This window comes from Thermoanaerobacterium butyriciformans (assembly GCF_017874545.1).
GTDB lineage: Bacteria > Bacillota > Thermoanaerobacteria > Thermoanaerobacterales > Thermoanaerobacteraceae > Thermoanaerobacterium > Thermoanaerobacterium butyriciformans.
Genome location: NZ_JAGGLT010000001.1, coordinates 154,212 through 176,751, shown reverse-complemented (window position 1 = coordinate 176,751; position 22,540 = coordinate 154,212). Strand labels below are relative to the sequence as shown.

General features: G+C 29.8%; 23 protein-coding genes. All 23 read right to left on the bottom strand.

Annotated elements, in window-relative coordinates:
* Positions 1 to 16: 16 nt before the first annotated feature.
* The 23 genes from J2Z80_RS00930 to J2Z80_RS00820 all read right to left on the bottom strand — a co-directional run bounded on the left by J2Z80_RS00930 (position 17) and on the right by J2Z80_RS00820 (position 22,433).
* Positions 17 to 916, bottom strand: a complete 900-nt coding sequence (locus J2Z80_RS00930; RefSeq protein ID WP_209452677.1) for a hypothetical protein — start codon at positions 914 to 916, stop codon at positions 17 to 19.
* 439 nt (positions 917 to 1,355) lie between these two features.
* Positions 1,356 to 4,109 carry a hypothetical protein gene (locus J2Z80_RS00925; protein WP_209452676.1) on the bottom strand — a complete coding sequence of 918 codons (2,754 nt, stop codon included), beginning with the start codon at positions 4,107 to 4,109 and terminating at the stop codon, positions 1,356 to 1,358.
* 574 nt (positions 4,110 to 4,683) lie between these two features.
* Entirely contained in the window at positions 4,684 to 5,103 is a 420-nt protein-coding gene (locus J2Z80_RS00920) for a DDE-type integrase/transposase/recombinase (protein WP_209452675.1), read from the bottom strand.
* Positions 5,104 to 5,544: 441 nt separating this feature from the next.
* Complete coding sequence (locus J2Z80_RS00915) at positions 5,545 to 5,697, bottom strand: hypothetical protein (protein ID WP_209452674.1); 153 nt, start codon at positions 5,695 to 5,697, stop codon at positions 5,545 to 5,547.
* A 359-nt stretch (positions 5,698 to 6,056) separates the two neighbouring features.
* Positions 6,057 to 7,208 (bottom strand): non-hydrolyzing UDP-N-acetylglucosamine 2-epimerase, encoded by a 1,152-nt coding sequence (gene wecB / locus J2Z80_RS00910; protein ID WP_209452673.1) that lies wholly within the window; start codon positions 7,206 to 7,208, stop codon positions 6,057 to 6,059.
* Positions 7,209 to 7,294: 86 nt separating this feature from the next.
* Positions 7,295 to 7,837, bottom strand: a complete 543-nt coding sequence (locus tag J2Z80_RS15065) for an acyltransferase (protein ID WP_209452672.1) — start codon at positions 7,835 to 7,837, stop codon at positions 7,295 to 7,297.
* Positions 7,838 to 7,840: 3 nt separating this feature from the next.
* On the bottom strand, positions 7,841 to 8,950 hold the full coding sequence (locus tag J2Z80_RS00900; protein WP_209452671.1) for a capsular polysaccharide biosynthesis protein CapF: 1,110 nt from the start codon (positions 8,948 to 8,950) through the stop codon (positions 7,841 to 7,843).
* 19 nt (positions 8,951 to 8,969) lie between these two features.
* Positions 8,970 to 10,019 (bottom strand): nucleoside-diphosphate sugar epimerase/dehydratase, encoded by a 1,050-nt coding sequence (locus J2Z80_RS00895; RefSeq protein ID WP_209452670.1) that lies wholly within the window; start codon positions 10,017 to 10,019, stop codon positions 8,970 to 8,972.
* A gap of 68 nt (positions 10,020 to 10,087) precedes the next feature.
* Positions 10,088 to 11,395 (bottom strand): hypothetical protein, encoded by a 1,308-nt coding sequence (locus tag J2Z80_RS00890; protein ID WP_209452669.1) that lies wholly within the window; start codon positions 11,393 to 11,395, stop codon positions 10,088 to 10,090.
* A 20-nt stretch (positions 11,396 to 11,415) separates the two neighbouring features.
* Positions 11,416 to 12,591 carry a glycosyltransferase gene (locus J2Z80_RS00885; protein WP_209452668.1) on the bottom strand — a complete coding sequence of 392 codons (1,176 nt, stop codon included), beginning with the start codon at positions 12,589 to 12,591 and terminating at the stop codon, positions 11,416 to 11,418.
* The gene (locus tag J2Z80_RS00880; RefSeq protein WP_245301062.1) at positions 12,591 to 13,580 is read right to left on the bottom strand and encodes an SDR family oxidoreductase; all 990 of its coding nucleotides are present in this window, start codon (positions 13,578 to 13,580) and stop codon (positions 12,591 to 12,593) included. The genes J2Z80_RS00885 and J2Z80_RS00880 overlap by 1 nt, the downstream gene beginning before the upstream one ends.
* Positions 13,568 to 14,950 carry a nucleotide sugar dehydrogenase gene (locus J2Z80_RS00875; protein WP_209452667.1) on the bottom strand — a complete coding sequence of 461 codons (1,383 nt, stop codon included), beginning with the start codon at positions 14,948 to 14,950 and terminating at the stop codon, positions 13,568 to 13,570. The genes J2Z80_RS00880 and J2Z80_RS00875 overlap by 13 nt, the downstream gene beginning before the upstream one ends.
* Positions 14,937 to 16,058 carry a glycosyltransferase family 4 protein gene (locus tag J2Z80_RS00870; protein WP_209452666.1) on the bottom strand — a complete coding sequence of 374 codons (1,122 nt, stop codon included), beginning with the start codon at positions 16,056 to 16,058 and terminating at the stop codon, positions 14,937 to 14,939. Before J2Z80_RS00870 ends, J2Z80_RS00875 begins: the two co-directional genes overlap by 14 nt.
* A 3-nt stretch (positions 16,059 to 16,061) precedes the next feature.
* Positions 16,062 to 16,679, bottom strand: coding sequence for an acetyltransferase (locus J2Z80_RS00865; protein ID WP_209452665.1), 618 nt, complete (start codon positions 16,677 to 16,679; stop codon positions 16,062 to 16,064).
* Positions 16,676 to 17,350: a sugar transferase gene (locus J2Z80_RS00860; protein WP_209452664.1), complete on the bottom strand. Its 675-nt coding sequence runs from the start codon at positions 17,348 to 17,350 to the stop codon at positions 16,676 to 16,678. The genes J2Z80_RS00865 and J2Z80_RS00860 overlap by 4 nt, the downstream gene beginning before the upstream one ends.
* A 1-nt stretch (position 17,351) precedes the next feature.
* Positions 17,352 to 18,464, bottom strand: a complete 1,113-nt coding sequence (locus J2Z80_RS00855) for a DegT/DnrJ/EryC1/StrS family aminotransferase (protein WP_209452663.1) — start codon at positions 18,462 to 18,464, stop codon at positions 17,352 to 17,354.
* 105 nt (positions 18,465 to 18,569) lie between these two features.
* On the bottom strand, positions 18,570 to 19,460 hold the full coding sequence (locus tag J2Z80_RS00850) for a DUF4351 domain-containing protein (protein WP_209452662.1): 891 nt from the start codon (positions 19,458 to 19,460) through the stop codon (positions 18,570 to 18,572).
* A 25-nt stretch (positions 19,461 to 19,485) separates the two neighbouring features.
* A complete protein-coding gene (locus tag J2Z80_RS00845) occupies positions 19,486 to 20,424 on the bottom strand; it encodes a DUF4351 domain-containing protein (protein ID WP_209452661.1) in 939 nt (312 codons plus the stop codon).
* 165 nt (positions 20,425 to 20,589) lie between these two features.
* The gene (locus tag J2Z80_RS00840) at positions 20,590 to 20,730 is read right to left on the bottom strand and encodes a hypothetical protein (RefSeq protein ID WP_209452660.1); all 141 of its coding nucleotides are present in this window, start codon (positions 20,728 to 20,730) and stop codon (positions 20,590 to 20,592) included.
* A 39-nt stretch (positions 20,731 to 20,769) separates the two neighbouring features.
* A complete protein-coding gene (locus J2Z80_RS00835; protein ID WP_245301061.1) occupies positions 20,770 to 21,147 on the bottom strand; it encodes a DUF4351 domain-containing protein in 378 nt (125 codons plus the stop codon).
* Between the two features lie 58 nt (positions 21,148 to 21,205).
* Positions 21,206 to 21,565: a DUF4351 domain-containing protein gene (locus J2Z80_RS00830; RefSeq protein WP_245301060.1), complete on the bottom strand. Its 360-nt coding sequence runs from the start codon at positions 21,563 to 21,565 to the stop codon at positions 21,206 to 21,208.
* 185 nt (positions 21,566 to 21,750) lie between these two features.
* Positions 21,751 to 22,197 (bottom strand): type II toxin-antitoxin system VapC family toxin, encoded by a 447-nt coding sequence (locus tag J2Z80_RS00825; protein ID WP_209452659.1) that lies wholly within the window; start codon positions 22,195 to 22,197, stop codon positions 21,751 to 21,753.
* On the bottom strand, positions 22,185 to 22,433 hold the full coding sequence (locus J2Z80_RS00820) for a hypothetical protein (RefSeq protein ID WP_245301059.1): 249 nt from the start codon (positions 22,431 to 22,433) through the stop codon (positions 22,185 to 22,187). Before J2Z80_RS00820 ends, J2Z80_RS00825 begins: the two co-directional genes overlap by 13 nt.
* Positions 22,434 to 22,540: the final 107 nt, after the last annotated feature.

The window sequence follows — 22,540 nt, the reverse complement described above, 5'->3', positions numbered from 1 at the left end:
AATATTAAATTCCTTTTTATAAGTTAGATCTTTTTACTTTCCTAATCTCCCTTTCCAACTTGTCTCGCATCTTATTAAATCTATATTCCCATTTTCTTTTTTCTTCTTTCGACATGGTATCTCGGCTTAAGTCCTCTTGGTATGCTGGAATCATTTCAACCTTGTCCTCTTCATTCTTATAGCCAATCGACGATAGCCCAAGGAGAGCATCAGCAAACTCATTTTCAATAAAAGTAACCTTAATTTTTTCCCCAATCAATTCAGGATTATTGTATAGATTAATATAAAATTTCATATCATTATTGACTATAAATTCTTCAGCTCCAGCACGCACGCCACCATCTGAAGGCATAAAATACTTAAACTTGCCATTATCTGTAAGCAGGTTATTGGTCGCAAAAAACTCAAATGAAGCCACCATAAGTCTTAAACTAATCGTAGGCCATTTTCTTGCAAATCTTTCGTAATCAAAATCTATATGAGTTAGATAGAATTCTGCTACATTAGCATCTTTTATATCGAACAAAATATTCTCCTTAGACTTTGAATCATAAATCTTCCCAGAAAAATCTGATGGAATTTCTACTCTCATAAATGGAATAGGGAACTCATTATGTGATGTCGGATCTACTAAACGATGCAGAGGAAGTGGTTTATGTTCTTGGCTTTTTTCCTCTTTTAGAAGAATGACTGTTGGCTTCATTATAGTTTTTCTATGATATGAAATTTCCCAACTTGCCATATCTTCTAACTCAACCTTTTCAGGTGCTGATGAAAGAAACGGATACATATTTACTTCATAATCATTTTTTACAAAACTTATTTTAAAATCATACTCACCTTCATCCTTATTAAAGGGAATAATTCTTCCAATGTCTATGCCGTTTTTTATGATTGCTACTTTTTGTGATTTCACTATAGATCACCTTTTTTAATTTGTTAATAATTTACTTATATAACTCATTTCTTTGATGTCAGCTATTGTCATTTTTGCAAATTAACTTCCATCAAAATTCAATCCAAATTATTATTTCGAAGTCAAACCTGTTATGTATACTTGTTTTACTAAATTTTAATACCTTTAATTGCTATAAATCATTCACCACTCATATATGCTTTGCTGAATTATTTTATTCATTCAATAAACCTTGGGAAAGTTCTTTCTAAAATATATGACACTTTATATTTAGAGCAATAAATTTACATATCAATTGTGAAAAGACTATTATTAGCTTTTGCTTCTCCATAACTCTAAATATACCTTGAATCTGACCAATATTTTCTTTATCTATGCAGTTGTTACTAAAAACATAGATAGTTGATGATCCCAGTAATAAAATATATGATCATTGATATTATAATCTATTTTTTGCAATTAATTCACATCCACGCTTTCTAATTACATAGTGATTATCAACACTTGCTTTTTGTATAATAAAGTATAAAATATCGGGGTAAATATTTATCAAATTTTCTGCTCGATTAATAATCAAATTTTTAATGTATGCACTATCATAATCCATCATTTTTGATAATCGAGTAAAAATTGGATCCTTAGTCGCTGGCGATATCATAAGTAAAAGTGTTTTTACTGCATAATATCTTACATCATGATTTGAATCATGAGATAATCCTAAAACAAATTGTAGAAACATGAATAAGATATTATCATTAATCTTACTACAATAATTATTTTCAAATACTGATATCAAAGCTTTTAAAGCTTCAATTTTCTCAGATTCTTCAAGCTCATTATACATTCCTAAATATTCAAGTAATTCCCCATTATCAAGATTATCAAATACCATTTTCATCAGCATATAACAAAATTGTATAGTTATATTAGTATGTTTGTAAAAGTGATCACAAAAACCATCAACTACAACGTCTTTTTTACTTTCTATCTGGCAAAAGAATTTTTCAAAATCATACATTTCAGATGTTGAGTTCAGCTTCATATATATTATTAGCTTGATAGCTTCGACTTTCTCCAATAATAATTGCTTAGGACAAAGTAAAGTCTCCAATGATACTTCAAAAATTGTACTTAATAATTTATCATTAATATCTATTTTGTTCATGTCTATAATATTTTTTATAATCGTAAAAAGACTATAGGCATATAAAGAATATTTACCATCTTTTCCTTGAGTTTGATTTCGTTCTTTAATTTTATAAACATATTTGAAAATATATTCTTCACTGTTTTTCTGCGAATCTATCATCGTCTCTAACTTATACTTTTCTTCATAAAAGTTTGGCATAAATTTTAAAACACTTTCATGTAATTTATCTGTATAATCTCTTTTTGATCGTCGAATAGAAATAATAGCACTTTCCAAATTATTACATTTGCTTCTAATGGTTTCATCAGTTACGATTTTATTAATCTCATTTATAGTTTTTTTTGTGAGATCATTATCTATATTTTCTAGTCCCACATTTGCAATCAAATCCAGTGCCTTATCATAGAACCGATACAATTTTTTATCAAATATATCAAGGCAAATTCTTATAATGATATTTCTATCAATTCTGTAGCAATTCTCCTTCAAAGCTTCAAATATATAATCCCCTACAGCAATAATGCGTTTTTCTGATGTAATCCAATCTTCAATTAAACTGATAATTTCTTTAATTATATTTTCATAATCTTTATCAGAGAAATAATAACCTAAATATTTAAAAGCCTCCAATTTAGCAATATCTCGCTGATATTTAATAGGAACAGAATTACAAAAATTATATATCTCTATGGAATCAGATGAATTCATCTTACCAATTACATCATTAAAAAATTCAATAAATTCCTTTGTTTCTTTTTTATTCCCCTGTCTTATAGACAATTTTAATAGCAAAACCCTGAATTGCCAATCACTATATTCTTTACATAAATTAAAAGCAATATCCTTTAGTCGATCAATAATTATCAAAATGTGAGTTAATGAACCATTAAACACGGATGTAACATAAACATTGGATAAGTAATCAATGTATTTATCTATGTTATTACCCCATGAAACGGTATACGGGGATCTTGTTATGGATTTTATATTCTGTTTCGTTATCTCTTCGTAAAGAGATTTATCATATCTATCAATAAGAGGATAAAAGAGTACAGTAGATTCGTTATCTAATTCTTTTTGAGCCCTACTATTAAAGACGATTTGATTGTTTTGTTGCCCTTGCAACATATATAAGTTCCTCAAATCTATCAAGATGTCTTGAACAATCCAATTTGATAAAGAATTTTTTTTAGCAATCTCTAATGCTGCCTCTTCATATGTTATACACCTATCGATATCATCATTCCAAAAATACTGGATTGCATTCCACCGATTGACAACCACCTCATGTAGTTTCTTACTCTGTAAATTTTCAAGCGTTGATAATAGAAGAGAAATATTGCACTCTCTTATGTTTTTTTCTCCAAAAAGAACATGTAAAAAATCCTCACAATATAAATCTAATTTACTTGTTTCACTGACCTCTTTTTGTACTTCGTTTAATATCTGTCTACTTAGATAGAGCTTTGTTTTCTCTATACCTTCAAATAACCTCTTTTCCAACGCTTCAGACGCAATAGCGTCAATTTCCATATTTGTTCCTTGATTTAGTGTAAATTCAGGGTCTATATATCTATTTTTGCAATAATTTCTATATACATTGCTTATGTCATTAATCAGACTTTCATATCCTTTGTTTATAAATTCTTCAAAATTATTAACTATATAGTATTTTGCACCATGTGCACCAATTAATTCTTTTTGAATTTGTGTTGGCTCTTCCTGCTTTTCTTTGCAAAATAAATAAAGTGATTTTTTGGGGTGAGATTTTGCCCTTTTTATCTCACGTAATACCGCAGGTGTAACTCCATCAGCATTATCAATTAAAAAGATACATACGTCACTATCATCTAAAGCATAAAGATAATCTTGTTCGGCAGTTTGAGTCGAAGCTAATCTCTCTTCAAATAAATATACCTTTGCAAACCCAGTTTCTTCTATAAGTCTTTTTAGTTCTTTGCGAATATGATCATATTTTTCAATACCACATTGAGAGCTTATAAAAACTTTTATTTTTTCGTCTACTTCCATCCCTTTAACCATGGTATCACCTCACTCACACTGTATTTCAAAATAACTCTATTTCAATGATTATAATTTATTTCACCTCCACTTTTTCAAAGCTAACTACCCACTCAGCCCTTTCTCAAACCGCCAAGCATCCCTGCACATAACTGCGATATCACGTTTAGCTTTCCACCCAAGTTCTCTTTCATCTTTAGTTGCATCAGCATAGCATTCAGCAATATCTCCAGGTCTTCGGCCTACAACTTAATAAGGAATTTCAATACCATTTGCTTCTTCAAAAGCATGTGCCAATTGCAGCATTGAAGTGCCTCTCCTGTCCCTAAATTATAAAATTTATTAAGTGCTGCGTCATGTCCTTCATTAGATCTATCATGTAAATATAGTTTCTAGCTCTAGTACCAGAGAATTTATTTTTAACAAAATGAATTATTTATTGTTTATCTTTCATTTTATAAGAATTTTTATTTTGATATTAAGCTCTTCTTACATTTCTTGTTTTCGTACTTATTAATATTTATTATACTTAATTAATATAATGCTTACTTGTTTGGACTTGTGTCAATAGAGTAGACACAAAAAGTTTAATTTTTTATGCCATTAGAAGAGCAGTTTCATAAACCTCTTGTGGGGTCTTGTAATTAATTGCACTATGAATCCTTATTCGGTTGTGCCAAGATTCGATATATTCAAAGACTGCTAATCGCACATCATTAAAATCATAGTATTTGTGATGATTAACCTCTTCCTTTTTTAATACCGAATGGAATGATTCCATACGAGCATTGTCATAGGGATTGCCTTTCCTGCTAAAGGAATGAACTATACCTTTAGAGGATAGATAGTCCTCAAATTTTAAGCTTGTATACTGCGTCTCAAGATCACTATGTAGAATAATTCCTTTTGTGTCTTTAACATTAAGGCAGGTATTTTTTATCGCCTTGATTGCTAATTCCGTCGTCATATAAGTACCATATGCATAACCAATAATCTTTTTACTATATAAGTCCAAAAAGAAGCAAGGTATGTCCACCCATCATTGATTGTGTAAATATAGGTTATATCTGTAAAGCGCGTCTTGTTAATACAAGAGTCCTGGAAGCCTTTATTAAGAAGGTTTTCTTTTCTTTCTACATTTGTTTTGAATGATTATGGGCGATATCTTTTAACTATTATAGAGCGAAGTCCCATAGAAGACATGTAGAGTTACACTCTCTTTAGGCTAATGAGTTTTTCTCGGATTTTAAAATTTCCTATATTGTGGTCATTATACCATAATTTCTTTTCGGTATGAAACATACGGATTTCTGCTTTTAGTTTATCAGCTTCTATTTTGTGGTTTAATGGTATACCATGAAGAGCCTTGTAATAAGCACATTTTGTAAATTTTAAAGCTTTGCATATAAGCTTAACGGTATATTGAGCTTTATTTTTATTAATAAACGCAACAATTTCATCTATCGTTTTCTTGCGAATTCTGCGGTAGCTTTTTTAAGATTTCAAACTTAATCTCAAGTTCAGCAATGCGTTTTTTCGATGCCTTGTATTCTTTTGCTGTGATTTCCTCGCTTTCAGAAACTTTTACTGAAGAAAGTTTTTTATCCATTTATAAATATTTACTGTTACTACGCCATATTCACAACTTAGATCTAACACTAACTGACCTGACTTATATAGATCAATAATCTGTTTAAATTCATCTGAATATCAAATACCATTTTTGAACATTGTTTAACGCAACTATTCATAAAGATATTTTACCGTGTTCAGCTTTTTGTGTCCATCCTTATTTACTAACATCAGTTATTACATAAACATTATAAATTTTTAATATTTAATTTTGTTAATTTGAAATTACGTGATCACACTTTTCACACATAAATTCCTATCTGACAATTTATCGTTTAGTCTAACATACTAAGGCTTTTTTTGTAAACATACAGCACAGTTGGAATTGCTATTAGTTTAGAAAGTAGAAATATCACAAGTTTGAAAATTTCCCCACACCACTCTATTTACATAATCCGTGTAAGACAATATTATTCTAAGCACTTTTTCAGATACATTAGGCATACTATAATCAGCTACTCTTCTTAAAGTGTCTTTTTGCTGTGTCTCCAATATTTCTAATCCTTGCAATATTCTTTCTTTTTCAAGCCCTACCATCATAACTGATGCTTCTTCCATTGCTTCTGGTCTTTCGTGAGCTTCTCTAATATTAAGTGCCTTAAAACCAAGTATTGAAGATTCTTCACTTATTGTTCCACTATCACTTAGAACTGCCTTTGAATTAATTTGAAGTTTAACATAATCATTGAATCCAAGAGGCTTCATAAGTGATATCATCGGATTAAATTCTATTTCTTTTGATTCAATCATTTTTCTTGTTCTTGGATGCGCACTAAATATAATTGGCAATTTATAAATATCCGCAATTGTATTTAAACTATCTACTAAATTTAAAAAGTTCTTCTCTAAATTTATATTTTCTTCCCTATGTGCTGATACTACAAAATATTGCCCTTCTTTTAAATTTAATCTTTCTAGTACATCTGATTTTTCTATATCTTCTTTTCTTGAATTTAAGACTTCAAACATTGGACTTCCAGTTTTTATAATCCTATCAGATGGAAAGCCTTCTCTTATTAAATATTCTCTTGCAATATCACTATAAGTTAGATTTATATCTGATATATGATCTACTATCTTTCTGTTAGTTTCTTCAGGTACTCTTTGGTCAAAACATCTATTTCCTGCTTCCATATGGAATATTGGTATGTGTCTTCTTTTAGCCGCTATAGCAGTAAGACAACTGTTTGTATCTCCTAACACCAAAAAAGCATCTGGTTTAACTTCTTCTAAAATGGGATCTATTTTTATTAGAATGTTTCCTATAGTTTCTATTGCTGTTCCAGTAGCAGCATTTAGAAAATAATCTGGCTTTTTTAATTTGAAATCTTTAAAAAATACTTCATTTAATTCATAGTCATAGTTCTGTCCAGTATGTACTAATATATGTTCAATCGCTTCAGACTCCTCTAATTTATTTATAACAGCAGATAATCTTATAATCTCAGGTCTTGTTCCAACTACTGTCATGACTTTTAGCTTCTTCATCCGCACATTCACCTCCATTAATGGAAAAGTATTATCAGTGAACTTATTTTAATTCATTCTCAACAATTCACAAAATATCATTGGTTTCATAAATTATTTTTATACCCAAAATACTTTTTTAAAGCTAAATCTTTCTCTTTTCCTTTTAAATGACCTAGTTTTAGCGATTCTTTTTTTATCTTTTCAAAGTATTCATCAGCAGTTTTTATTATTCGTGCTGGATTTCCTACAACAACTGAATTATCCGGAATATTTTTTGCCACTACTGCACCAGCACCTATAATTACTTTATTCCCAATCGTTACCCCCGGTAAAATTATTGCATTTGTTCCAATATAGACATCATTACCTACAATGATTGGTTTTGTAATTTCCAAATCAGGCTGCAATTTTCTAAATAATAATGTTCCTCCATCATGTGTTACAAAAGTTACATTATTGGTTATGTGTACATTGTCCCCCAGTTTAATAATCCAAGGTTCTGTTCCCCAGTTAACTTTTCCATAAATAAAAGTTTCTTGAATCTTGAGATTAACACCAATTTTTTTTGCATACTTTACTGGCCATATTCTTTCGTATAAAATACGAAAAGGATAAATAATAATTCTAGCAATCCTATCCTTATTCATCTTCTAAACCTCCAAATAATATGAATCTGGCTTTTCAGGATTAAATGCTTCATTAGCCCACATAATAGTTACTAAATCAGTATCACCCACATTTTCAATTGAGTGAGTATAGCCCGTAGGTATATCTACAACTTGTAGCTTTTCTCCACTAACTTTGTATTCTATAATTTCATCCGAATCTATTTTTCTAAAACGAATAATTCCTTTGCCACTTACTACCAAGAATTTCTCATTTTTTGTGTGATGCCAGTGGTTCCCCTTTGTGATTCCTGGTTTTGATATATTAATTGAAACTTGTCCTCTATCAGGAGTTCTTATAAACTCAGTAAATGAGCCTCTATCGTCACAATGCATATTTAAATCATAAGAAAACTCATTTTCTGGTAGAAAACTTAAATAAGTACTATATAACTTTTTAGTTAATTCATCATTCATATTAGGAATACTTAAGTCTTTCCTACTCTCTTTAAAGCTCTTTATTCTCTCTGCCAAATCTCCTAATTTTATTTTATGTGTTACAGGAACTAAACAGTATTTTCCATCTCTAGTTTCTTTGCCTTCTAATGCTCTTATAAATTCATCTAAAACATCATCTATATAGCATAAAGTAAGTTCTGTCTCAGGATCGTTGATTTGTATATCTAAACCTCTTGCTATGTTATAGCAATATGTTGCTACAACTGAATTATAATTAGGTCTGCTCCATTTCCCAAAAAGATTTGGTAATCTATATACTAAAACTTTTGCTCCTGTCTCTTTGCTATAGTTAAATAATAATTCTTCTCCTGCTCTTTTGCTTTTTCCATAGGGATTATCTCTTTCTGCTTGAATAGAAGAAGTTATTAAAATGGGTGCTCCATTATTATGCTTTTTTAATAAGTCTAAAAGTTCTGATGTAAATCCAAAATTACCCTCCATAAATTCTTTTTCATCTTTAGGTCTATTTACCCCTGCTAAATGAAATACAAATTCACAGTCTTTTGTATATTCATCAAGAAGTGATTTATCTGTATCTTTATCAAATTTATATATATCTTTATATCCTCTATTATTAAGCTCTGCTACAAGATTTTTGCCAACAAAACCTCTTGCACCTGTAACAAGAATTTTCATGGTTATTCCTGCCTTCCAATTATGATAATTTAGTAACTGCTGCTTCTCTTGCAGCATGCCACTTTTCTAACTCTTCTTTAATATAATCAAGTTTTAATAGTTTTTCCTTTATCTGCTCTACATTTAAAATCTCTGTATTATTTGAATTATATTCTATTTCGGTTGAGAGCTTTATGTCTCCCTCGACAAAATATTTATCATAATTTAAATCTCTATTGTCCGCAGGAACCCTGAAGTAATTGCCTAAATCCTCAGCATGTAAGTATTCTTCCTTTGTTAATAGTGTTTCATATAGTTTTTCACCATGTCGTGTCCCAATTATTTTTATTTCATTATCAGCATCAAATAATTCTTTAATTGCTTGTGCTAAATCACCTATAGTTGATGCCGGAGATTTTTGCACCATTATGTCTCCACTTTGAGCATGTTGAAAAGCAAATATAACCAGCTCCACAGCTTCATCAAGACTCATTAAAAATCTCGTCATTTTAGGATTAGTTACTGTAAGAGGCTGTCCACTTTTAATTTGCTCAACAAACAAAGGAATGACGGAACCACGAGATGCCATTACATTACCATATCTTGTACCACAAATAACAGTCCTCTCTGGTGATACAGTTCTAGATTTTGCAATAAGCACTTTTTCCATCATAGCTTTTGAAATGCCCATCGCATTAATAGGATAGGCTGCCTTGTCTGTAGATAAACATATAACCTTTTTAACACCATATTCTATAGCTGCTGTTAAAACATTATCTGTTCCTATAACATTAGTCTTTACGGCTTCAAGTGGAAAAAATTCACATGATGGTACTTGCTTCAATGCTGCTGCATGAAATATATAATCTACTCCATACATTGCATTTTTTACAGAATCTATATCTCTAACATCACCTATATAAAATTTAACCTTATCATTTTTATAAAACTTTCGCATATCGTCTTGTTTCTTCTCGTCACGTGAGAAAATACGAATTTCTTTTATATCAGTATTTAAAAATCTCTTGAGTACTGCGTTCCCAAACGAACCGGTACCTCCTGTTATCAATAAAGTTTTATTTTTAAACATACTTAAAACCTCCAATAGATGTTGTCTTTTTTTCACGTATTCTTACTAATAGCATTAGATGTATAATTTTAAATACGAAAGTTGTATTTTTTGTGTTTTAATAACCAATACAGTATTGTGAATGTAGTTGCTACATAAGTATCTATTCCTTGAAAAAGTTGATTATTCGCTGGAACATATATCAATCCTAATGATATTGTGGCAAATAATACAATGGAAACTGGATTTCTATAATTCAAAATTTCAAGCCAAGAAATCTGCCATATATATCCTACTAATACAAATATAAGTAATGCACCAAAAAAAGTAAAATCAGAAGCAAGCCAAGGAAAAATTGTATTCCATGTTCTTAATCCATCTCTGCCGAATACTTCAGTCATTCTATTCAAATAAGTTTTTTCATACATGTTTCTAGTATTAAAAATAACTGATATTAGTTTAGACATGAAATATGAGCTTCCAATTCCATACGTCCATTCAAAAGGTAATTTAAGACATAACGATAAACCATAATACCCAGATGAAAGATAGCCGGTTAACAGTATCGCTAAACCTAATCCCAATTTATCTCCAAAAATTTTAAATATGAAATTATTACTATCAAAATACTGCAGTCCTCCCGATTTTATGCCATAGTTTTCAACTGTTATACCAATCATTTCATATCTTTGTGCCTGCACAAATGAAAATAATGCTATGGCTAATATTATAAAAAACAAACTAATAAAAATAATTTTTCTTAATTTTATTTTATTATTTGAATCCAACATTTTTATACTAAGTACAATTACTAAATATATAATTAAATCGCCTATAAATTTTTGGGTTCCATATGCAATCATATTCACTAATATAAGAAATAATAAAAAAAACACTAATATTACTTTGTACCTTTTTTTAATATTCCTCCAGTAATAAATGCCTAAAATTATAGAGACGTTTCTAAAGAAGCCTGTCAAGAATCTAAAAAGTATAGGTAAAGAATAATTTAAGTGTTCCCCGTTAACTTCAATATAATTTCTAGCCATATTCGTTATCATAAATGCAGAAGGATTCTTAATAACTATTTCAATAAATTCCATAAATATAGAAAGAAAAGCTATCATTATTGAAATAGAAACAAATCGAATTATTTTATAATGATTTTTTGATGTAATAACACTTATTTTTTCATTAGATATGTCCTGCCTTTTTCTTAGCACAATTTTATATCTATTTGCAATAGTATAACCAAAAATTAAGCAAATTAGAAAAGATATAATATATATAAAAACAGATACTTTGTCATAATTGTTATACTTCATTGGACCAATAAAACTAACTGCTAATGTAAATAATATATAAGCGATAAATAATTTAATTGGTAATGACTTCATCTATTCATCTCTGTCCTTTATTAAAAATTTATAATAGATTCTAAAAATTCCTTACATTCACTTAAATAATTTCTATAAAAAAACACATTGTATTTATAACAATTACGTTTCATTTTTAAAACATCATTTTTGTCTATATATAATATATTCTTTAATTTCTCAATTGATATGTTTGCGTCCTGATTAATAAAAAATCCATTTTCTCCTTCATATAAATAATCCTTTAAATCGCTTGTATTCGTTGTTATAACAGGTACTCCACAACTTATACTTTCAACAAACTTAGTTGGAAATCCGGCCTTTGTTAATCTCGTATCTTCACGAATAAATACACTAAAATCACTATTTTTTAATGCTTTAATGCTATCTATGTGAGAGAGCCTACCTAAGAATTTTACGCGTTCTCCTAACGCATTAAGCAATTCTTTATGGTCAGGATAATCATAGATATATTGTTCTTCAGTTATTCCGACTATATTAAGTACGTAATTATCATGTTCTTTTAATTCATATAGTGTTTCTAACAAGAGGTTTAATTTATCTTTATTCTTACCTGGACTCCCTGAGTATATAAATCTCAATTTGTTATCAGAGTATTCTGTAGTAACTGCATTCCATTTTTCTTCGTTAAGATCAACTAATGGTGGTATTCTAATTACATTATTACAATTCCTATAATAGTTTTCTAGATACTTACTTATGACAATTAGTCCGTCTAATCTCTTCTGAATGATTCTCATTCGAAGAAATGAATCTAAACCCTTAATTATTTTAAAAACAATATTTGAGCCTTTTGTACTATACCATTCTGTACAATCCGCAATAATCTTAATATTATGTTTATGACAAAAGTTCCTTAATTTATACAGTGCTATTGCCTGATAATTATATGCTATAATTGCTTTGACCTGTTCATACCGATCACTAATCAATTTTATAGAATCTATATTTGTTAAATAATTAATCCACTCATTATTTGATTTTGGATAAGGACGTGACCAACATTCGAATCCTTGAATGCTTTTCTTTGTTTCTAATATATTTGAATTAAACTTTAATGATTTATCAATATCTATAAAAACGACATCATACCCAAGCTCTCTAAATATCTTTCCATTGCTAAGTACTCTATGTGCAGCAGCATTTTTATCTGGTAATTCAAAGCCTCCTACATAAAGAATTGTCCCTTTAGACATCACAAATTCTCCTTATACCAATCTATTGCTAATTTAATACCATCTTCAAAACTATAATCAGGATCATATCCCAACATCTTTTTTGCCTTACTTATATCCGCATTGCTATGTTTAATATCTCCAGCTCTTTCTGGTCCAAATATTGGTTCAATGTTTTTTCCCAACGCCTTACATAATTCATAGTAAATATCAATTATGTATTCTCTTCCACCATAAGCAATATTAAAAGCTTGCCCTGCAACTTCATGTGAAGCCTTACAAGCTTTTAAATTTGCTTCAATCACATTTTCTATATATGTAAAGTCTCTGCTCTGTTTTCCATCTCCATTAATAGTAGGCCTTTCATCGTTTAGCAATTGCTTTATAAATTTAGGAATAACTGCAGCATAAACTCCATTTGGATCTTGACGTCTTCCAAAAACATTAAAATAGCGAAGTCCATAAGTATCAAGTCCATATAACTTAGTATAGAGCCTTCCATATTCTTCATTTGTTCTTTTAGTAAGAGCATATGGCGAAAGTAAATTTCCTTCTATTCCTTCCTTTTTGGGTAAATTTGGTTCATCGCCATATACTGAAGAGCTTGAAGCATATACAAATTTCTTTACATTATTTTGGCGAGCTGCTTCCATCATATTAAGAGTACCTCTAATGTTAATTTCTTCATATAGCAGAGGCATTTCAATACTTCTAGGAACACTTCCCCAAGCAGCTTGATGCAAAACATAATCTACATCTTTACATGCTTTCATACATATGTCTAAATTTCGTATATCTCCTTCAATAAATTCAAAGTTTGGATTATCTAAAAATAACTCTATATTTTCTCTTTTACCCGTTGAAAAATTATCTAACCCCCTTACTTGATATCCTAATTTTAGTAATGCCTCAACTAAATTTGAACCAATAAAACCTGCCGCTCCAGTAACTAAAAATTTGGAGCCTGCTGGGAATTTTATATTTTGGTACCCCATTTTTATAACCTCCAATATATATAGCCCATTTTTTCTGCTTCTTGTCGATTGAACATTCCCTTTACATCAATTAATACATATTCATTTTTTTCTACATCTGCATCAGATTCAGTCGTTGCTGCAACTTCATCTATTTCGTCTGAACTTTTACTATTTGTTGTTCTAAACATCTTCTTTAAATCTTGTAATTTTATCGTTTTAAATTCTTCGTGTGGAACTGCAAATATGATAGCATCTATATCAGTTATTTCTTCAGCTTTGCATAGATTTATTCTATATGCTCGCCATAGATCTTCTCTATCAGCTACTGGATCAACTACCATTACTTCAACACCATATTCCTCTAGTTCTCTAATTATATCAACTACTTTAGTATTTCTTACATCTGGACAATTTTCTTTGAAAGTAACGCCAAAAATAACGACTTTAGAACCATTTATTTGTTTATGTGCCTTTATCATTTGTTTTACTGCATTTTCAGCTACATATTTACCCATATCATCATTTATCTTTCTTCCTGAAAGAATAATTTGAGAGTGGTATCCCATTTCTTCTGCTTTATATGTAAGATAATATGGATCAACACCTATACAATGCCCTCCTACTAATCCTGGATAAAATTTAAGGAAGTTCCATTTAGTCCCTGCTGCTTCAAGAACCGCTTTTGTATCAATTCCCATTTTATTAAAAATAATTGACAGTTCGTTCATAAATGCTATGTTTATGTCTCTTTGCGAATTTTCAATAACTTTTGCAGCTTCAGCAACTTTAATACTTTCTGCTTTGTATACTCCAGCTTCTACTACTAATTCATAAACTTTAGCAATTGTATCAAGAGCTTCTTCATCCATTCCTGAAACAATTTTCACAATAGTCTCGAGTCTATGTACTTTGTCTCCCGGATTTATACGTTCAGGTGAATATCCTATTTTAAAATCAACTCCACATTTTAATCCTGATTCTCTTTCTAAAATAGGCACACACATGTCTTCAGTAACGCCTGGATAAACTGTAGATTCATACACCACTATAGAGCCTTTTGTTAAATTTCTACCTAATATTCGACTTGCTGATTCAACTGAGCTAAGATCTGGAGTATGATCTTTATTTACAGGTGTTGGTACAGCTACTATATGAAATTTAGCCTCTCTTAATTTTGCTTCATCTGAAGTAAATTCCACAGTTGTATTCTTAATTGCTTCGTCTCCAACTTCTTTCGTTGGATCAATGCCTGATTTATATATATTAATTTTGTCTTTGTTAATATCAAATCCAATAACATTAACTTTTCTTGCAAATGAAACAGCTATTGGCATACCAACATAGCCAAGTCCAATTACTGACATTTTTTCTTGCTTATTTACAATCTTGTCAAATAGATTCATTATATTCACCACCATTGTATTTTGTAATCCTATTTATTTCCTTCAAATAAGCATTAATAACAATATTTCGATCAAATTCTTTTTCTATTTTTTTTCGGCCAGCTATCCCCATATTTTTCTTTTTCTCGTACGGTAATTCAATAAATTTAACAATGGCTTCAACTAAGCTATCAATGTTTTTCACTTCAAAACTATAACCACTGATCCCCTCATCAAAAGTCTCTATGCATCCAGGTACTCGAGACGCTAAAACAGGGCGACCAGTTGATGCAGCTTCTAACAAAACATTCGAAATCCCTTCATGATATGATGGAAGTATCACAGCATGAGCTTTCTTAATAAAGGAATGGACATCATCCTGTTGACCATGATATTTTATAATTCCTAATTTTTCATATTTAAGTAATTTTTCAGTATAATCTTCCTCTATACCACCAACTATATCAAATTGTACATTAAAATAATGTTCTTTAATTCTCTTAGCAGCCTCCAATAATTCATCTATTCCCTTTTCTTTCATTATGCGCCCAATAAAAAGAAAATTTATCATGCCATCATGCTCAGGATATGGTTCGAATTTATGATATTCAAGATTTACTCCAGAACCAGGGATTAAAATATATTTAGACTTTATAATTTTTTTTGTGCTAAATAATAGTCTATTAGATTCGTTTTGAAAAAAAACACAAGCTGCCTGTTTTAATGCTATTTTATATAAAAATAACGTGATATTTTTTAAAAAACCTCGACTTTCTATTGAAGAGCCAAGACCTGTAATATTTGCTATGTAAGATACATTACTAATTCTACAAGCAATTCCTCCATAAATATTTGGTTTAATAGTATATGTAAGCACGATATCTGGTCTAATATGTTTTAATGTTTTAAGATAAAAAAATAAAAGCTTAAAATCCTTGATTGGATTAATCCCTCGTCTATCTATATAAGTCTCAATAAATTTACAGCTTATTTTCTCTAACTTTGTGATATATTCATCATAAGGAAGAGAAATATAAACTTCATTTCCTCTACTGATTAGTTCTTCTAAAAGTTCTTTTCTAAATTTGTATAAACCCATACCAGAGTTTGTCAATACAATGATTTTCATTTTCTAGACTCTCCTCGCCGGTACTCCAACATATGTACCAGATTTGGTTATATTTTTAATGACAACAGCGCCAGCCCCTATTTTACAATCATCAGTAATGTAAATATTATTTATTACAACGCTTCCAATACCTAGCCATGACCGCTTCCCAACTTTTACGCCACCGGCTGTATGAACTCCTGGTGAAATATGTACAAAATCTTCTATTATGTTGTCATGATCTATTGTAGCTCCCGTATTGATAATGCATCCATTTCCTATTTTCGCACAACAATTAATCACAACTCCAGCCATTATTACTGTTCCAATTCCTAAATTAACTTCTTTCCCGATTGTTGCATTTGGATGTATTAGTGTTGGAATACTAGCTCCTTCATAATTAAGTCTATCTATTAACTTTTCTCTTGTAACATTGTCACCAATTCCAACAGACATATCGTATTCAGAGATATATTTAAACACATCACTTAATTTACCAATAACCTCTATTCCCATTGAATATTTTATGCTGCAGTTATCATCTAAGAAAGCAATCTCTTTCCATTTTCCCATTTTTAGTGCAATATCTGCAACAACCTTTCCATGACCACCAGCACCAATAATAAGAAGCTTATCTTTCATAAATGAGCACTTCCTTTTGTTGTCCCTTCAAAATATCCCATTGTAGCTTCTCCTTCGTGATTTATACCTTCTCTTGCAAAAACTTTCTTAATAGTTGTAAATATAATTTTTAAATCTAAAATAAAACTAATATTATCCACATAATACACATCTAGATTAAACTTATCTTCCCAACTTATAGCATTTCGGCCATTGACTTGTGCCCAACCAGTCAATCCAGGTCTCACCTCATGACGACGTTTCTGATGTTCATCATACAAAGGAAGGTACTGTATCAATAGTGGCCTCGGTCCTACAATACTCATATCGCCTTTTAATATATTAAAAAGCTCCGGTAATTCATCTAAAGATGTAGATCGTAGGAGCTTGCCAAACTTAGTAAGTCTAACTTCATCTGGCAATAACTCTCCATTTTCATCTCTCTCATCTGTCATAGTCCTGAATTTATACAAAGTAAATATCTTCTCATGTAGTCCTGGTCTTTTCTGCTTAAATATTACCGGACTACCTAGTTTAATTCTAACCAATATGGTCACAACCAATAAAGCAGGACTTAAAACAATAATTGCAATTAATGATAAAATAAAATCCATTGGTCTTTTAAAATATCTCCTATAAAGACTACTTTTATGTATAGATGGTTTTATGTCTCGTTTAACATCAGCTTCCATACTAATACCACAACCTCTTAATTACTTCACATACTCTATTCAAATCTTCATCTGTCATCTTAGTATCAGAGGGTAAGCATACACCAGTCTCAAATATCTTCTCTGAAACACCTTCGCCAATGAAATCATAACCTTCATAGAAAGGCTGCATATGCATCGGTTTCCAAATAGGTCTTGACTCAATATTATCTTCTTCAAGTGCTTCTATTATATCAAGTGGCTTTACCTTGTATTTAACTGTTATGCAAGTAAGCCAACAATTAGGCTCATTCCAATCATTGATAGGCATCATATTCAACCCTTCAAGTCCACCAAGTTCTCTCTTATAATACTCATAAATATATCTTTTCTTTTGGACTCTTTGATCTAATACTTTTAACTGTCCTCTACCGATTCCAGCAACTATATTACTCATTCTATAATTATAACCTAATTCACTATGCTGATAATGCCTTGCCTTATCTCTTGATTGTGTTGACCAGAAACGAACTTTAGTAATTCTTTCTTCATTATCAGAAACAAGCATTCCACCACCAGATGTAGTTATAATCTTATTTCCATTAAATGAATAGATACCATAATCTCCAAAAGTACCTGTATATTTTCCTTTATATGTAGTACCTAAACTCTCCGCTGCATCTTCAATTAACGTAACATTGTGCTTTTTGCATAATTCTAAAATAGGATCTAAATCTGCAGACAGTCCATATAAATGAACAACTATGACTGCTTTAACATTAGGATATTTTTCAAAAGCCAATTCTAATGCTTTGGGATCCATATTCCAAGTTTCAAAATTACTGTCAATAAAAACTGGTATCGCATTTTGATAAATAATCGGATTTGCTGTAGCTGAGAAAGTAAGATCTTGGCAAAATACAATGTCGCCTTTATCCACTCCAGCAGCTTTAAGAGCCATATGAATAGCAGCTGTACCTGAACTTAGTGCCGCTGCATATCCAATACCTACTTTAGCAGCTAATTCTTTTTCAAATTCATTTACATTAGGCCCAAGTGGCGCAATCCAGTTTGTTTCAAATGCTTCCTTTATATATTCTTTTTCATATCCTTCATCGCTCATATGGGGTGATGAAAGCCAAATCTTATCTGACATTTTGAAGATTTCCTCCTCCCCATTATCCGAAATTATGATTTCGTATAATTCTCTTTTAAAATTTTTATAAAAAAATAAAAGGCTTAATTACCTTTTTTTATCAAACTAATTATCATTAAAGTATTTATCTAGGTCTTCTATCTTTTTTATATCAAATATATTCTCACCTATCTTTTCTAATTTATCTATATTTAACTCGTACATTCTTTTTACATACAACTCCGGTATTTTGTTAAATCTTTTTTTTAATTGTTTTATTATTAATTCAGCTTTACCTTCAGCCTTTCCTTCGGCTTTTCCTTCTTGTATCAACATTTCGGCTATCTTAGTCATTCTTATCGCTCCTTTTAATTTATTTTTATATTCCTCGGTCAGAAATTTATCACTTATTCCTATCAATGCACCGATTATATATGTCTTTTCATCTTCATCTTCTATCTTTTTCGCAAGTTCTACTGCATCTATTGCCATCTCATCACTACTTTTTTTACTTCCCATCAGCGGCAAAAATATCAAGTTCAATTTATCTATATCTGTTAGTTGTAATTTCCTATCAATTTTTTCGTTCAATTCTTCATATATTTTGTCACCATCATATTTCACTAAAAATACTTGTTCTACATTATATATTATTGATCCAATGTCTAATCTACTAATCGCTTCTTCTATTTTGCCAGAATATATTACAACAGTTCTTATTGTTCTCTCATATTTACTATAAAGTCTCGTGTCATACTGCAAAAATCTTTTTATATCGGCTTTTTTATTTGTCGTTTGAAATTCCATATGCAACAATGAGTCATCTTCCAAAAGAAATATAAAATCCAGCCTATCTTCCTTAACTTCAATTGACGGCAAGTTCGCTGGTATAACTGTTACTATTTTAGGTACATTTATCCCATAAAACTTAAGTGATTTATCTTTAAACTCTTGTGCCATTGATTTTAATATTATATCGTTATTCTGATAAGATATGTCTAAATTATTATCCTTCACTCTTTTTCTCCTCTTATCAATAATGTTAATTTACAATATATTTCTCCAAATCTTCTATCTTATTAATTTCAAATATACTATCTGCTATTTGAAGTAATGTTTTTTCATCCGCATTTTCGATTAACCTTAAATACTTTTCAGGTATATCATTAAATTTCTTCTTCAACAATCTTATAACGAGATTTTCCATACCTTTTTCCATACCTTTTTCCATACTCTTTTTTAATTCTTCCTCAGTATAAATTTTAAAGTTTGCTTCTTTTAAATTGTTTATCACATATTTCATCTGTTCTTCATTTAATCTGTCTGCATACATCTTAATCACCTCCGAAACTATACCTGGATCTATTCTAAATGCCGCTTCAATTAACCTTATTTTATTGTCGTATTCTTTTGCTTCATTTATACTGGTGAATACTTTTTCTATTGCATTTCTAAAGTACATGTTATTTGATAAAACCATCAATGGATAATTTTCCTCTACATTTTCCAACTCAGACAATACTATTATCTGCACCGGTATCCATTCATTATCTATATAATAAAGACCATTATCGGAATTGTCTAACTTAATCTTATGTTCTACTAAAAATGATATGAGTTTTTTCGGAAGATTGCTACATACAAATGTCAATGTTAATTCATCTATCTTTATGTCATCAACTTCTTTTCGTGATTTATCGTAAGCATTCATTATTGATTTATATAGATATACATAACCTAAACCTTTGAAATAATCATCTATTGATATATAATCATCTGGAGATTTGTACTCTATTATATTGTATCTTTTAAATATTTGTCCTACTCTCTTATTTATTTTTACATCTTTTTCTTTTTTTATTATTATGACATCTATTCTTAAAGCCTCTTTCGATAGATATTCTTCTTGTTTTATTTCAACTTTTTCATCTTTTAGCTCTTCTTTTATGGCTGTTACAAAATCACTGTGCCAATCATTCATTTTATTTCTCCTTAAATTATATCACATTTCCCTCAAAATAGGTATAGCTCCGCCATACGAACACCAGTGAATAAATTCACCGCCTCCGTTTATACAAGGAAATATTACCACCATTAACATTCACGGGCGCCGAAACAGCCTCATGAATATTTCTGGATAATATTACTACTTTAATGTATTCGACATAAAATTTAAAAATCCTTCTTTTACTATCAAATTTTTTAACATTTGCGACAAGACATGATCCGTTCCACTTAGTATCGTCAAAGTTTTTTCTAAACCCATCATCTTGCCATGAGTATTCATGCATAAAAAAATAAAGGGTTTAATTACCTTTTTATCGATCTAATTATCATTAAAGTATTTATCTAGATCCTCTATCTTTTTTATATCAAATATATTCTCACCTATCTTTTCTAATTTATCTACATTTAATTCGTACATTCTTTTTACATACAATTCTGGTATTTTGTTAAATCTTTTTTTCAATTGTTTTATTATTAATTCAGCTTTACCTTCAGCCTTTCCTTCAGCCTTTCCTTCGGCTTTTCCTTCTTGTATCAACATTTCGGCTATCTTAGTCATTCTTATCGCTCCTTTTAATTTATTTTTATATTCTTCGGTCAGAAATTTATCACTTATTCCTATCAATGAACCGATTATATATGTCTTTTCATCTTCATCTTCTATCTTTTTCGCCAGTTCTACTGCATCTATTGCCATCTCATCACTGCTTTTTTATTTCCCATAAGTGGTAAAAATAAAAGGGGTAAAGAACAATTTAACTAACAATGTATTTCTCTATATCTTCAATCTCGTTAATTTCAAATATGTTGTCTGCTATCCTAAGCAAAGTTTTCTCATCTGCATCTTCGATTAACTTGATATATTTTTCAGGTATATCACTGAATTTCTTCTTCAACAATCTTATAACGAGATTTTCCATACCTTTTTCCATACTCTTTTTTAATTCTTCCTCAGTATATATCTTAAAGTTCGCTTCTTTTAAATTGTTTATTACATATTTCTTCTGTTCTTCATTTAATTTGTCTGCATACATCTTAGTCACCTCCGAGGCTTTAGTTGGATCTACTCTAAAAGCTGCCCCGATTAATATAGTTTTATTATCATACTCTTTCATTTCATCCATATTAGCAAATAACCTTTCTAATACATTTTTTGTGTATTTTTGAAATACATGTTATTATTCGACATAAAATTTAAAAATCCTTCTTTTACTATCAAAATTTTCAATAAAATCTTAAAGTATGCAAAATATAAACTAAGGCTGCATTTAAGGCAGCCCTAAAAAATAATACTATTTCTTCAATTAATAAGTTCATCTAAAGTAATTACACATATTTCTCTTATATTTTTAAGTCTCAAATCATTAGTAATAAAATAATCTGCTCTTTCTACAATTCCTGTCGCTGCATATATCGCATCAGGTGTTTTTAATTTATAATCAGATCTCAATTTGGCCGCTAATATCGAAACATTTTTATCTACATCTTTTATAACTAAATTTGGAAACGTAGAAAGAAAGACTCTATACATATCAACTAATATCTGATTTTTCTCTTGCATTGGCTTCGATAATATCTCTGCATATATAATTGAAGATGTAATACCAAAAGATTGACCTTTTTGGATTTTTTCAAAAATTTTTCTCGCAGGGATAACATAATTTTTATTTTTTTCCATCAAGTAAATAAAAATATTAGCATCAAGTGCGATATACTTATTATTTAATTGTTCTATTAGCTGTCCCATTCTTTTCTAATTTCATCAATGTATTTTGTTCCCCCTGCTTTTTTCCACATTTCTTCTCCTAATCCCATAAAAGCGTCCACATATGATTCAGGACGTTTTAAAATTATTAATTCACCATTTATTTCATCATAATCCCAAATTAAATCGTCACTTAATTTTTCTATTATTAACTTGACTGCATCCATCGGAATTGTAATTTTATTGATTTTTTTTATTTCTGATATTGGCTTCCTCATACACAACACCACCAACTTTATTATTCCTTATTTAATATTATAACATGTTTAAAGCACAAAAACATTTAAATTTGATCTTAAAAACAATTATGCTATATCGTTGAAAA

What these genes read in the sequence shown, in the direction of transcription:
- J2Z80_RS00890 (WP_209452669.1), bottom strand. Translation starts at nt 11,395, where the DNA reads ATGAAGTCATTACCAATTAAATTATTTATCGCTTATATATTATTTACA.
- wecB (WP_209452673.1), bottom strand. Translation starts at nt 7,208, where the DNA reads ATGAAGAAGCTAAAAGTCATGACAGTAGTTGGAACAAGACCTGAGATT.
- J2Z80_RS00875 (WP_209452667.1), bottom strand. Translation starts at nt 14,950, where the DNA reads ATGAATCTATTTGACAAGATTGTAAATAAGCAAGAAAAAATGTCAGTA.
- J2Z80_RS00820 (WP_245301059.1), bottom strand. Translation starts at nt 22,433, where the DNA reads ATGAGGAAGCCAATATCAGAAATAAAAAAAATCAATAAAATTACAATT.
- J2Z80_RS00900 (WP_209452671.1), bottom strand. Translation starts at nt 8,950, where the DNA reads ATGAAAATTCTTGTTACAGGTGCAAGAGGTTTTGTTGGCAAAAATCTT.
- J2Z80_RS00835 (WP_245301061.1), bottom strand. Translation starts at nt 21,147, where the DNA reads ATGGCAATAGATGCAGTAGAACTGGCGAAAAAGATAGAAGATGAAGAT.
- J2Z80_RS00865 (WP_209452665.1), bottom strand. Translation starts at nt 16,679, where the DNA reads ATGAAAGATAAGCTTCTTATTATTGGTGCTGGTGGTCATGGAAAGGTT.
- J2Z80_RS00915 (WP_209452674.1), bottom strand. Translation starts at nt 5,697, where the DNA reads ATGGATAAAAAACTTTCTTCAGTAAAAGTTTCTGAAAGCGAGGAAATC.
- J2Z80_RS00830 (WP_245301060.1), bottom strand. Translation starts at nt 21,565, where the DNA reads ATGAAAGAGTATGATAATAAAACTATATTAATCGGGGCAGCTTTTAGA.
- J2Z80_RS15065 (WP_209452672.1), bottom strand. Translation starts at nt 7,837, where the DNA reads ATGAATAAGGATAGGATTGCTAGAATTATTATTTATCCTTTTCGTATT.
- J2Z80_RS00825 (WP_209452659.1), bottom strand. Translation starts at nt 22,197, where the DNA reads ATGGGACAGCTAATAGAACAATTAAATAATAAGTATATCGCACTTGAT.
- J2Z80_RS00860 (WP_209452664.1), bottom strand. Translation starts at nt 17,350, where the DNA reads ATGGAAGCTGATGTTAAACGAGACATAAAACCATCTATACATAAAAGT.
- J2Z80_RS00855 (WP_209452663.1), bottom strand. Translation starts at nt 18,464, where the DNA reads ATGTCAGATAAGATTTGGCTTTCATCACCCCATATGAGCGATGAAGGA.
- J2Z80_RS00840 (WP_209452660.1), bottom strand. Translation starts at nt 20,730, where the DNA reads ATGAATACTCATGGCAAGATGATGGGTTTAGAAAAAACTTTGACGATA.
- J2Z80_RS00870 (WP_209452666.1), bottom strand. Translation starts at nt 16,058, where the DNA reads ATGAAAATCATTGTATTGACAAACTCTGGTATGGGTTTATACAAATTT.
- J2Z80_RS00845 (WP_209452661.1), bottom strand. Translation starts at nt 20,424, where the DNA reads ATGAATGATTGGCACAGTGATTTTGTAACAGCCATAAAAGAAGAGCTA.
- J2Z80_RS00895 (WP_209452670.1), bottom strand. Translation starts at nt 10,019, where the DNA reads ATGTTTAAAAATAAAACTTTATTGATAACAGGAGGTACCGGTTCGTTT.
- J2Z80_RS00925 (WP_209452676.1), bottom strand. Translation starts at nt 4,109, where the DNA reads ATGGTTAAAGGGATGGAAGTAGACGAAAAAATAAAAGTTTTTATAAGC.
- J2Z80_RS00885 (WP_209452668.1), bottom strand. Translation starts at nt 12,591, where the DNA reads ATGTCTAAAGGGACAATTCTTTATGTAGGAGGCTTTGAATTACCAGAT.